At 58.1% G+C, this 11,021-nt stretch carries 11 protein-coding genes; 5 read left to right on the forward strand and 6 right to left on the reverse strand.

Annotation, left to right across the window (positions count from 1 at the left end; all coding sequences use genetic code 11):
- Nucleotides 1-13 precede the first annotated feature (13 nt).
- The 3 genes from O6760_RS27110 to O6760_RS27120 are packed head-to-tail and all read right to left on the reverse strand — an operon-like array spanning nt 14 to nt 2,008.
- Nucleotides 14-349, reverse strand: a complete 336-nt coding sequence (locus tag O6760_RS27110) for a hypothetical protein (protein WP_269582766.1) — start codon at nt 347-349, stop codon at nt 14-16.
- Between the two features lie 22 nt (nt 350-371).
- Nucleotides 372-1,043, reverse strand: coding sequence for a L,D-transpeptidase (locus O6760_RS27115; protein ID WP_269582767.1), 672 nt, complete (start codon nt 1,041-1,043; stop codon nt 372-374).
- A 17-nt stretch (nt 1,044-1,060) separates the two neighbouring features.
- Nucleotides 1,061-2,008, reverse strand: coding sequence for an ABC transporter substrate-binding protein (locus O6760_RS27120; RefSeq protein ID WP_269582768.1), 948 nt, complete (start codon nt 2,006-2,008; stop codon nt 1,061-1,063).
- Nucleotides 2,009-2,291: 283 nt separating this feature from the next.
- Here O6760_RS27120 and O6760_RS27125 point away from each other — a divergent pair, with 283 nt between their 5' ends.
- Nucleotides 2,292-2,798, forward strand: a complete 507-nt coding sequence (locus O6760_RS27125; protein ID WP_269582769.1) for an RDD family protein — start codon at nt 2,292-2,294, stop codon at nt 2,796-2,798.
- Between the two features lie 39 nt (nt 2,799-2,837).
- On the opposite strand, the gene O6760_RS27130 is transcribed toward O6760_RS27125, so the two are convergent.
- Entirely contained in the window at nt 2,838-3,368 is a 531-nt protein-coding gene (locus O6760_RS27130) for a hypothetical protein (RefSeq protein WP_269582770.1), read from the reverse strand.
- A 173-nt stretch (nt 3,369-3,541) separates the two neighbouring features.
- Between O6760_RS27130 and O6760_RS27135 the strand changes: the two genes are divergently transcribed.
- The 3 genes from O6760_RS27135 to O6760_RS27145 all read left to right on the forward strand — a co-directional run bounded on the left by O6760_RS27135 (nt 3,542) and on the right by O6760_RS27145 (nt 8,534).
- Nucleotides 3,542-5,377 carry an SLC13 family permease gene (locus O6760_RS27135; protein ID WP_269582771.1) on the forward strand — a complete coding sequence of 612 codons (1,836 nt, stop codon included), beginning with the start codon at nt 3,542-3,544 and terminating at the stop codon, nt 5,375-5,377.
- A 209-nt stretch (nt 5,378-5,586) separates the two neighbouring features.
- The gene (locus O6760_RS27140) at nt 5,587-6,369 is read left to right on the forward strand and encodes an arginyltransferase (protein WP_269582772.1); all 783 of its coding nucleotides are present in this window, start codon (nt 5,587-5,589) and stop codon (nt 6,367-6,369) included.
- Between the two features lie 578 nt (nt 6,370-6,947).
- Nucleotides 6,948-8,534 carry an SPOR domain-containing protein gene (locus tag O6760_RS27145; RefSeq protein WP_269582773.1) on the forward strand — a complete coding sequence of 529 codons (1,587 nt, stop codon included), beginning with the start codon at nt 6,948-6,950 and terminating at the stop codon, nt 8,532-8,534.
- Between the two features lie 324 nt (nt 8,535-8,858).
- On the opposite strand, the gene O6760_RS27150 is transcribed toward O6760_RS27145, so the two are convergent.
- Complete coding sequence (locus tag O6760_RS27150) at nt 8,859-9,518, reverse strand: uracil-DNA glycosylase (RefSeq protein ID WP_269582774.1); 660 nt, start codon at nt 9,516-9,518, stop codon at nt 8,859-8,861.
- 11 nt (nt 9,519-9,529) lie between these two features.
- Entirely contained in the window at nt 9,530-10,123 is a 594-nt protein-coding gene (locus O6760_RS27155) for a LabA-like NYN domain-containing protein (protein ID WP_269582775.1), read from the reverse strand.
- 398 nt (nt 10,124-10,521) lie between these two features.
- Here O6760_RS27155 and rpoZ point away from each other — a divergent pair, with 398 nt between their 5' ends.
- Entirely contained in the window at nt 10,522-10,923 is a 402-nt protein-coding gene (gene rpoZ, locus O6760_RS27160) for a DNA-directed RNA polymerase subunit omega (protein ID WP_269582776.1), read from the forward strand.
- Nucleotides 10,924-11,021: the final 98 nt, after the last annotated feature.

An 11,021-nucleotide genomic window follows, 5' to 3' on the forward strand; every position in this document is an offset into this window, starting at 1 on the left:
GACGGGACCGGTGCTAGACCGGGGTGATGGTCTGAACGACACCGCTCTCGTCGATGACGCAGGTCGCCTGGCCGCCTTCATAGGTCAGATTGACCTGATACGCGGCTTCCCCCGAACGGGCGGAACTGACCGGCAGCACGTTGCCGCCAGCGATCTGGAGTTCCTCGGCCGCCTTGGACGCGCACAGCAATTGCAGGTCCGTCGGCGCGGTTTCCGCCGAGGTGCGTACGGTCTGGGACCCGGACGCATTGGACCCGCTGGTGTTGCAGCCACCGAGCAATGCCAGGCCGGCACCCGCCGCGCACCCGATCAGGAGCTTCCGATATCCGTTGCTGTGCGTCCCGTTCATGCTCTGCCCTTTCATTGCCGTGTCAGACGCCCTTGTAGAGGGCGGCGCCCTGCATCAGGACGATCACCTTGGCTCCGACTTCCACCCGGCTGTAGAGATCCGTCACATCGTCGTTGTTCATGCGGATGCAGCCTGACGAGATGTTCAACCCGATCGACCAGGGCTGGTTGGTGCCGTGGATGCGGTAGATGGAATCGCGGTTGCCCTCGTAAAGATACATGGCCCGCGCGCCCAGCGGGTTGTCCGGCCCACCGGGCATCCCGTTCGCCCATTTGGCCGATTCCGGGTCGCGCTCGATCATTTCCTTGGGCGGGGTCCAGGTCGGCCATTCCTGCTTGCGGCCCACCTTGACGATGCCGGCCCAGCCGAAGCCTTCGCGGCCGACACCGATGCCGTAGCGAATGGCCTGGAAGTCGGGCAGGACCAGATAGAGGAAGTGCCGGTCACCGTCGATGATGATGGTTCCGGGCTTTTCCGCGGTCCGGAACTGGACCACCTGTCTCTGGAACTCTTCCGGTGCCTGACCGTGGATCCGGTAGTATCTGGCGGCAACCTGGGGCGTATAGTCGACCCATTTGCGGTTGGTCGCATCGTAGATCTGGGTTGCGATGTTCTGGGCGAACGCCGCACCGGCAAGCGTCAGCGCCAGCGCGACCGGTGCCCATTTGAGCGCAGCGCGCAGGCATGCAGCCATTTTGCTCATCCAGCCGCTCATTTGGTCCACTCCCCGATCCGGTCCTTGTTGCTGGCAATCCATTCGCTGGCGACCTCTTCCACGGGCTTGTCCTCAACCTCGACCGCGTAGCTCATCGCGGTAACATCCTCCGCACTCAGGGAAATGGCGGCAAGGAATGCCGCCACCTCGGGCCTGCTCTCGTTCAATGACGCCTGGTAGGCGACATGAAACGAGGACGCGTCCCAGGCCGTGTCGGCGTTGGACTGCTCCAGCCAGTCATTGCTGTCGGCGCGGTTGACGATGGTCCAGCGGGCCGGATCGTATTCCGGTTCCTCCAGCACGACGATGTCATGGAGCTGGAAGACATGATGCGGACCATAGCAATAAAACACGATCGGCCGCCCCAGGGACGCTGCCGCATCGACAGCTGCCATGGCAACGTCTTCCGGCATTTCCAGGAGCGACATCGTCTGGTCGTAGCCGTAGGAATGCGCCCGTATCTTCTCGATTTCAGTGGAAGACCAGGTGGGTGCCCCGATCCAGATCTCGCCCTTGCCGTCGCCGTCGGTGTCGAATTTCACCGCGTATTCAGGCTTGGCAAGATCCGCGACAGCCTTCACGCCGGTCAGTTCGAGTGTCTGACGCGTTGCGCAGATATTCTGCGTCGCGGCAACCCCGTTAGCACTGAGTTCAACGACCTTGTCCTGATTGCTGAGCTTGTCGACCTGGCGCGACAGGTTCGGCAGCCAGACTTCCGGGTGAACCTGAAACTCACCCTTGCCGACTTTGGAGAGGATCGTCATGGTGCCGCTTTCCTGCAGCTCCGTCTCCAGCCCGTACCGCTCGGAAAGCGTGTCGGCGATGATATGCGCCGTTACCTGAGCGGAGGGCCAGGCCGGCAGACCGATCACCACGTCCGCCGCCCGCGCGGGGACCACATTCAGGAAGGCGCAAGCGAGTAAAACACCAAAAACGCGAACCATCTTTTCCCTCAACTCAACCGCCCCGCAGAAACTATAGTCAGCCAATGGAAACTGACGCAACGGCAAAAATCCCCGGCCGTTCGTGACAGCATCTGCTTTCGGCGCTCCAGGCTCCCCGGCGCCGCAACAAACTCCACTATCGGGCAAAGCGTGAAACAGAGGGCATCGGCAACGCCATTGCGGGCTGATACATCCATCCAGTTGAAGCGCGGCGCGGGGCGATTTGCGAAAACCCGACCCGATCCCCACATGAACGGCATGAAGAGCCATGGGAGCACTCACAATGTCAGCTGAAACCACCTCCGACCATGCCCGCCAGGACGTCTTTGACCCTGTCAGCAATCCGGAGCTGTTTTCGGGCGTGCGCAGCCGGCGGATCTTTGCGTTTGTGATCGATGTCGTCGTGATCGCGTTGCTGACGTTCGGAGCCGGTATTCTGGTTTTCTTCCTCGGTGTCTTCACCCTCGGGCTGGGCTTTCTGCTCTACGGCATCCTGCCGACCGCCGTCGCCCTGATCTATGTGGCGTTCACGCTCGGCGGGCCGCAGGCCTCGACCCTCGGCATGCGCGCCATGGGCCTGGAGATGCGGCTCTGGTACGGCGCCAAACCCTACCCGCTGCTCGCCGCTGTGCATGCCCTGCTGTTCTGGTTCTCGGTCTCGCTGCTGACACCGCTCGTCCTGCTGGTGTCGCTGTTCTCAGACCGCAAGCGCCTGCTGCACGACCTCGTGCTGGGAACGGTCGTGATCAACTCGGCCTATCACCGCAGCTACATGCATGATCACGGCTAGGTTCAGGGGATTGCCGGAAGCAACCCGGCTCCTCGACGGTCAGTCCGCCCGAACGATATGGGCACAATCCCGAAGATAATAAAAAGCCCAGCCTAATCCAGTGGCCTCCACGCCAATCGGCCAGGAAACATCGGCCGCCTTCACGCCTAAAAGATGCTCGTTTTCCAGGAATTTCAGCTCTTCGCGTGAAAACGGCCGGTCTGTCTTCACGGAATAATCTGATGTGGCGGTTGCCGGGACCTCGACATCCTTGCCGAATCTGAGTGTTGTCGCCTGCCCTTTTTCAATTGCGCCCGGCCAGTAATAGGTTTCCAGAAAGACCTCTCTCGTTTCGGGCAGCATGATGAAACGGACCGTGGCAACCGGTGACATGTTTGTTTCCGCGAAGGACCGGCTGCTGGCGATACAGAGTCCCTCAAAATTGGCGATAGACCAGTTTCCCTGCTGAACGAAAAACCGGTTCTCGGCGACGACGGGCTGCATTCCTAGGCAGCACATCAATACGGCCAGGACAACTCTCATAATGCGCACTCCCGTAGAAATGGGAAATTCTACCAGGAATTGCAGCATCAAAAAGGCAACACTCCTGACACCCTTCGCGCATGACGAGACCGTTTCCCTTTTCACCCGTCATTTGCGGAAAAGTTTCAACGTCATTCTGTTCGCTTGCCCCTTCCAATCCCCTGACCGCCTGATTTAGAGTGCCCACCGGTGTATTGGCCATGGTGGCTTTGGGCAGGTGAATGGATTCAGTTGATATCGCAATGGCGCTGACCTTCGTGGTGATCGCGTCAACTGTCGTTCTGTACGCCCTTGAGCGTTATCCGATCGAAACAGTCGCTCTCGGCTCCGTATCCGCCTTCATTGTCATCTTCTCTGTTTTCCCCGTGGTGACACCGGAGGGGAACGCGATCACCACGGCAGACTTTCTCGCCGGTTTCGCCAATCCCGCACTCATCACCGTGATCTGCCTGCTGATCATCGGCCAGGGTCTGTTCCAGACGGACGCACTGGAAGCCCCGGCAAAGGCGATCGTCAGGATGACGCGCGGCCGCTCGCTCTATGCGGCTGCCCCGGTTCTGATCACGGTGGCGGTCCTGAGCGCGTTCCTGAACAATACGCCCGTCGTGGTGATGTTCCTGCCGATCCTGACAGCGGTCGCGGCCACCGTCGGCCAGTCCCCTGCCCGGGTGCTGATGCCGCTGTCCTTCCTGGCCATTCTTGGCGGCATGACAACGCTTATCGGGTCGTCAACCAACCTGCTGGTGGCCAATTATGCCGCCCAGTCATCGGATCTCAGGCTGACGTTTTTCAGCTTCACGCCGATCGGCCTGATCGTCGCCAGCGTCGGCGCCGTCTATGTGCTGTTCGTGATGCCGCGCCTTCTCAGGGTCCGCAAAACGATGGCGGAAGAGTTTCAGGCGACCTCCGGCAAGCAGTTCATTGCCCAGATCCAGATCACCTACGGCCATCCGCTGGTCGGCGTGGAGTCGGTCTCCGGCATGTTCCCGAAGCTGAAGGACATGACCGTGCGACTGGTACAGCGCGGCCAGAAACCGATCCTGCCACCGTTTGAAAACGTGGTGCTGCAGCCGGGCGATACAGTGATCGTCGCGGCCACGCGCGCGGCTCTTGCCAATGCACTTTCCCGGCGCCAGCCCCTGATGGAGGCCGACGCCGACACGGGAAATTCCGGCCGGGAATCCCAGGCCGCGCCGCCCGGCTCGATCAGCCTTGCCGAGGTGGTGGTGGCGCCCGCGTCCAGGCTCATGGGACGGACCTTGCCGCAATCGGGTTTCTATTCGGACACCGGCTGCCTCGTCATGGGCATCCAGCGGCGCAGCCGCATGCCGCGCATGGCCATGAACGACATCCGCCTGGAAGCCGGAGACGTGCTGCTGGTGTCCGGCAGCGAGGAGGAAATCGCCCGCCTGCGCGGCAATCGCGACGTGCTCCTGCTCGACTGGTCCATGGCGGAAGTCCCGCGGCGCCGCTTTGCCCCGCGTGCGCTGGTCATCTTCGCCTGCGTGGTCGCCCTTGCCGCCAGCGGCCTGGTTCCCATCGTGACCACGGCCGTGGCCGGAACCTTCGCCATGATCGCGTCCGGATGCCTGAACATCCGGCAGGCGATGCGTGCCATCGACAGCCGTATTTTCATGCTGGTCGGAGCGTCCCTGGCCGGCGCGGTCGCTCTTGAAGGAACCGGCGGCGCCAATGCAATCGCGACGGCCATGGTTCATGTCATGGACGGCGCGTCGACCCCCGTGGTGCTGTCCGCGCTGTTCTTCATCGTGATGATCCTGACGAACTTCCTGTCCAACAACGCCGCGGCCGTCCTGTTCACGCCGATCGCGATCAACCTTGCGCAGCAGATCGGTGTCAAACCGGAAGCTTTCGTGGTCTGCCTGATCATTGCTGCGAATTCGTCATTCGCAACGCCGATCGGCTACCAGACCAACCTGATCGTAATGGGACCTGGTCACTACAAGTTCAACGACTTCGTCAGGGCCGGCACGCCCCTGGCGCTTATTCTATGGTTGACCTTCTCTTTAGTCGCGCCATGGTATTACGGGTTATGATACAGGTAATATCAAAGAGACCTGGTTATGGTACTTCCGGCTGGCGCCAGTGGCGGTTCAGCTGGGTGGATGCCGAAAGGTCCCCGGTTCCGCTCACCGGTGAGACGCGCGACGCTCACCGCGAAGGCAGTCAGGGAGCATCGGAGGAGCTTCATCAATGGTCTTGGGAATGACCGGATACAGGATTTGAGGAATCGCGGGACACGACGGTGACAAGGCACCCCACAGATCATCCGCAGTTCTATCTCACGGCCCCGGCGCCCTGCCCTTATCTTGAGGGAAAACAGGAGCGCAAGGTCTTTACCCACCTTGTCGGACATGGCGCGCCTGCGCTCAATGAAGTGCTCACGCAGGGTGGTTTCCGCCGGAGCCAGAACATCGCCTACCGGCCCGCCTGTGAACGCTGCCAGGCCTGCATTTCGGTACGCGTGCGGGTGGATGACTTCATCTGGACCAAATCCTTCAAGCGCGTCTGGAAGTCCGCCTCCGACATTGTTGGCGCGCGCCTGCCGCCCAGCCCGTCCGCGGAGCAGTACGACCTCTTCCGGGACTACCTGGAAGCCCGCCACGAAAACGGCGGCATGACCGAAATGAGCGTGCTCGACTACGCCATGATGGTCGAGGACACCCATGTGGAAACGCTGGTCCTGGAGTATCGCAAGCGCGGCCCCAACAGCTTCATCACCGGCGCCGGTGAAGGTCCGCTGCTGGGCGTTGCCCTGAGCGACCAACTCTCCGACGGCCTGTCGATGGTCTATTCCTTCTACGATCCGGCCTACACGCACACCGCGCTTGGCACCTACATGATCCTGGACCACATCGAGCGTGCCAGGAAAATGCACCTGCCCTATGTCTATCTCGGCTATTGGGTCGATGGGTCGCAGAAAATGGCCTACAAGGCCCGTTTCAAGCCCCAGGAGCATCTCGGCCCCAACGGCTGGGTCGTCGTCGATGCGCAGGACTACCAGAAGGAACCGCATTCCGAAGAGTGATTTGGTTCTTGCGATTGCCCCCCCCCGGCTTTTGCTTCATCAAGTTCGCAACTGATTGCTCTGCTTGTTGAGACCTTGCGACCTGAAATAGGAGTGCAGTTGTTCTTTCTTTTGGCGCTACGTACCGCCTATCCCACTCTTTGCGGTTTTGGTGTTCGCCTGGTCCCTACGTCGTCCACTGCCGCGATTTGGCTAAATCGTCTGCTTTACAAATTCATTGATGACAGTCAGTGGCAATCCGGGTTCCGCTAGACGACTGTATCACACGGTGTACCGTCAAGCTCATTCTCTGAGCAGGCACCTGAGGTTGTTATGAATAAACGGCTGGCCTTGCTTGGTATCCGCGAATATTGAAGTCGTAGACCAAACCTCATTGCGGCGTGGCAGGTGTATTGCTTCCGGCCGATTTTGTTTGGTGACGGAATACCAGAGTGCGATTGGCTTGCCTGAAGGATCAAGTCGAACGGGTAGAAATATTCAGATACACTACGCGCAATAATTGTGATACAATTTTCAATCTACCCCAAAAGGAATGTTCTATCGATTTATTCTTTATTTCTTGGAGATTGGAGAGGCAAATGAGTGACCAGTCCCAACATTCTGATGTTCTGCCTAAAGAGGGAAAAGCTCAAACTTCAGAAGATTCAGAAGCCTTAATCGCCGCAAGGATCGCCAACGCCAATCAACAACAACGCAAGCTGGATATTTTCACTTTAGTTATGCTCGCCATTGGCGGATTATTACTCGTTTTTTCTGTTGTTTTCCCTATGCCACTACCAGGTTTTTCGATCCTTACCTTCACGGTTGGCCTCGCGATCATATTGATGGCAGCCGGTGCGGTCGCGGGTTTTCAACGCAAGGGCGTGGTTGTCGGTGGTGCTGGGGCGATGGCTATAATTTTGACCATTGTAATGTTTCAAATGGGACTTCTTGATCCCAACAAGACCTATTCAAGAGCTCTAGTAAAGGACGTCCCGACAGCTTCTGTTGTGGAAGTCTCGGGAAGTGATGAAATCTTTGGACGAAAATTGAGGGAAACAATCCATGAATTCCTAGCCACGCCCGAGATGATTGAATTTGACCACCTGAACGCGACAATAACGACACGACCAGCAGGTTGTGAATCTGATGATTGTTCGATCGATCATGAGTTCTATTGCATCAGCAAAGCTATTTTGGTCGACACAAACAAAGGGGAAAGGCCAGGAAGACTTAAATTTCGCCCGCCCAACGGGACGGCCGCTGCGGTCCTGGAAGATGAAGACGATTCAAAAAGAACCTACGAAAGTGGGGTGGTCGTCTGCAACAACCCGTCAACGACGACCAGTTCAAGTCTTTTCAATTTTGTCTCACGAGCATTGGCACAGGACGCTCCGACTTATGAACAGACGTTGACAGACCTGAACTCGCCTTCCGCATACACTCGTCGAAACGCGCGCAAGCAACTCGCAAAGATGGGGACGGACCGAATAGATGACCTTTTGTCAAAGTTCAGTTCTCACGATTCGACCTATCGAACACGTCTGGGCATCGCTGTAGCACTCGCAGAAATCGCGCAGCAGGAATCGGTTGACGCTGCTTCTATCAGGTCTCTGGTTCAAGATCGTCAAATTGATGATCTTGCTGGCGCAGTGGCGGCGAAAGACCCTACTCTGAGCAATGTCACAACGCAGTTTGTTAAGTACCTTGCCGATCCCAGAATTATAAGTGCCGCAGAAACCCAGTATTCAAACGCAACTCTTTTGGGGCAAAAAAACTTGCTTGAAGCGGTTGGATCTGCGTCGATTTCTGCAACCGACGAACAACGAGCTCAAGCGGTCAATTGGCTACGCACTGTCGATTCAGCACTGAAACCCGAGGCGGAATCATGGATCCGGACAATAGACGACTCGGGCTCGGATGGTAAAAAGGTAACATATCGAGTTGTCGTCGGGTCGTACTCCGATGAGGCAAGTGCGAAAGCTGCCGCAGAGGTGATCAATGCTGAAAGCGGCAACGATATTGCAAGGGTTGGCGCACAGCGTCCTGGAAACCCGTACTATCCAGTGATTTTTGGCGGGCGACAGGAGCTGGATGGTGCCAATGCGACTATGGAGAAAGCACTGACATTCGATGCGATATCTGATGCTTACTTATCCACCTATGATGGTTACGTGTCCCAATAAGATGGACAACAATTCAAATTCGCTTCGCCGAGCAAATTAAGTTTCTTCGGCGAGAGCACATTCAACCGACGTGACTTGCGGGATCGACTGGTCGGTTTGATTTGCGCTCACCGTAGCGGTTGCGATCTAGCATTGCTGCCAAAAAGGATCCCGATCCAGTTGAGAAAGAGGGAATTTGCGCTTTCGGCTGCAGGAGCCAGCTTGCGCCGTTTCTGCTCAGAGACTGCGGGAACAACGGCTGTTCGTCTCCGCATTTGCAACTTTTTGAGCTGGTCTGCTTCGCCGACTGCAATGTTCGATAAGCTGCTTTGAGAACACACCGTTCTAAGGGATATGCGTCCGGATCTTGTCGAACACCGACCTGAACATGTCTTCCGTCAAGCGGCCCGTATTGGTGTTGTATCGGGAGCAATGATAGCTGTCGAACAGGGTCAGGTCCGTTCCGGGCAGCGCATGGGTCGCGCCGTGGGCAAAGGGAAATGCGGCACGGCGCTGATCCAGCGCCGTCAGGAAGGTTTCATGCGCTATCCGCCCCAGCGCAAGCACCGCGCGAATTGAGGAATTCGCCGCCAATGTCGACAGAAGATAAGGCCTGCAGGTCTTGATTTCCGCGCCGGTCGGTTTGTTCTGCGGCGGCAGGCAACGCACGGCATTGGTGATGATGGCGTCGACAAGCTGCAGGCCGTCATCGGGCCGAGCCTGATAGGTCCCGGACGCAAAGCCGTAGTCGAGCATGGTCTTGTAGAGAAGGTCGCCGGCATAGTCGCCCGTGAAGGGCCGACCGGTACAGTTGGCTCCCTTCATGCCGGGCGCAAGGCCGATGACCAGCAGACGCGGCGCCGTATCACCGAAGGAGGCAACCGGCGCATTGTGCCAGTCCGGATGCGCCTCGGTCAGTTCCTCGCGCAGCGCAACGAGCCGTGGGCACGCCTTGCAATCCAGGGGCGGGTCGACGGGCCCGGCTGCTTCGGTCGGCGTCGGCATCGCGGCGCCCCTCAGTAGTCGTCGTCCTCGTCGTCGTCATCCATCTGAACGGGGGCCTGCGGGCGCGCAGGCCGTTCGGACGGGTCGCGTCCGATCTTGTTCGCAAGGCTGGCAAGATCGATGAAATGGTCGGCCTGGCGGCGCAGGTCGTCGGCGATCATCGGCGGCTGGGTTTTCAGCGTCGAAACGACACTCACCTTGCGTCCCTTGCGCTGCAGGGCCTCGACCAGTGATCTGAAGTCGCCGTCTCCGGAGAACAGGACGATGTGATCGACGGTCTCGACGAGTTCCATGGCGTCGACCGCCAGCTCGATGTCCATGTTGCCCTTCACCTTGCGGCGACCGGCGCTGTCCACAAATTCCTTCACCGGCTTCGTGATGACTTTGTAGCCATTGTAGTCCAGCCAGTCGATCAGCGGCCGGATGGAGGAATATTCCTGGTCTTCGATCAACGCGGTGTAGTAATACGCGCGCAAGAGGTAAGCCTGACCCTGAAACTCCTTAAGCAACCGCTTGTAGTCAATGTCAAAACCGATAGCTTTGGCAGTAGAGTACAAGTTCGCTCCATCAATGAACAAAGCAACCTTTTCTCGAGCGTCAAACATCTTATTTGAAACCTTTCCGAGTTATACGCGCCACGCTTGAAAAAGGCCTGTTTGGACCTGGTTTCCCGCGACCTGGTCCGATTGGCCTGACTCTTCCGTCAACGCATATAGTGCTGAAGTGAGCTGTGTGCACCACAGCTTCGGACAGCTTATTGTTTTGGTTCGCAACGGCCTTCTGATTCCGAATGGTGCCGTTCACAGTGCCCTACACTATAATATTGGAGGCTCGCAATGCAAAAGCGAGCGACCATATTAATTTGGGACAAAAAAACTGCCCATTTCGCCTTCGCGCGTTCGGAGATTGCAGCCTGCCTCACAAAACTGACAAGGGGTTGCTTTTTCGAAACGCGAACACTATACGCTGGTTCTTCAAGTTCCAAAACCTATGGAGACGTCGAATGGCGCGCGTGACCGTCGAGGACTGCATCGACAAGGTCGAAAACCGGTTTGAGCTGGTGCTGCTTGCTGCGCATCGCGCTCGCATGATCTCTAGCGGCTCGCCGCTGACCATTGACCGTGACAACGACAAGAACCCCGTCGTTGCGCTGCGGGAGATCGCCGAGCAGACCGTCAGCCCGGAAGACATGAAGGAAGACCTGATCCACTCGCTGCAGAAATTTGTGGAAGTGGACGAGCCGGAAACCGAAGCCGTGCCGCTGGTGCCCGCTCCGGGCCAGCATCAGGCCACACAGGTCAATCAGGTCGACGACGGTGCCGTCGAGTTCGACCGGATGTCCGAAGAAGACCTGCTGCGCGGACTGGAAGGTCTCGTGCCGCCGGAGCGAACCGACGACGTCTGATCTTTCGTCACAAGTTCGTCTGAAGCGCGGCCGGCCAGGCTTTGCGCTTCAGACTTTTTTTGTCTCTACCGCTGACCGGTCAGCCGGTTGCCAGGGTC

The sequence above is a fragment of the Roseibium sp. Sym1 genome, from assembly GCF_027359675.1.
In the GTDB taxonomy this organism is placed as follows: domain Bacteria; phylum Pseudomonadota; class Alphaproteobacteria; order Rhizobiales; family Stappiaceae; genus Roseibium.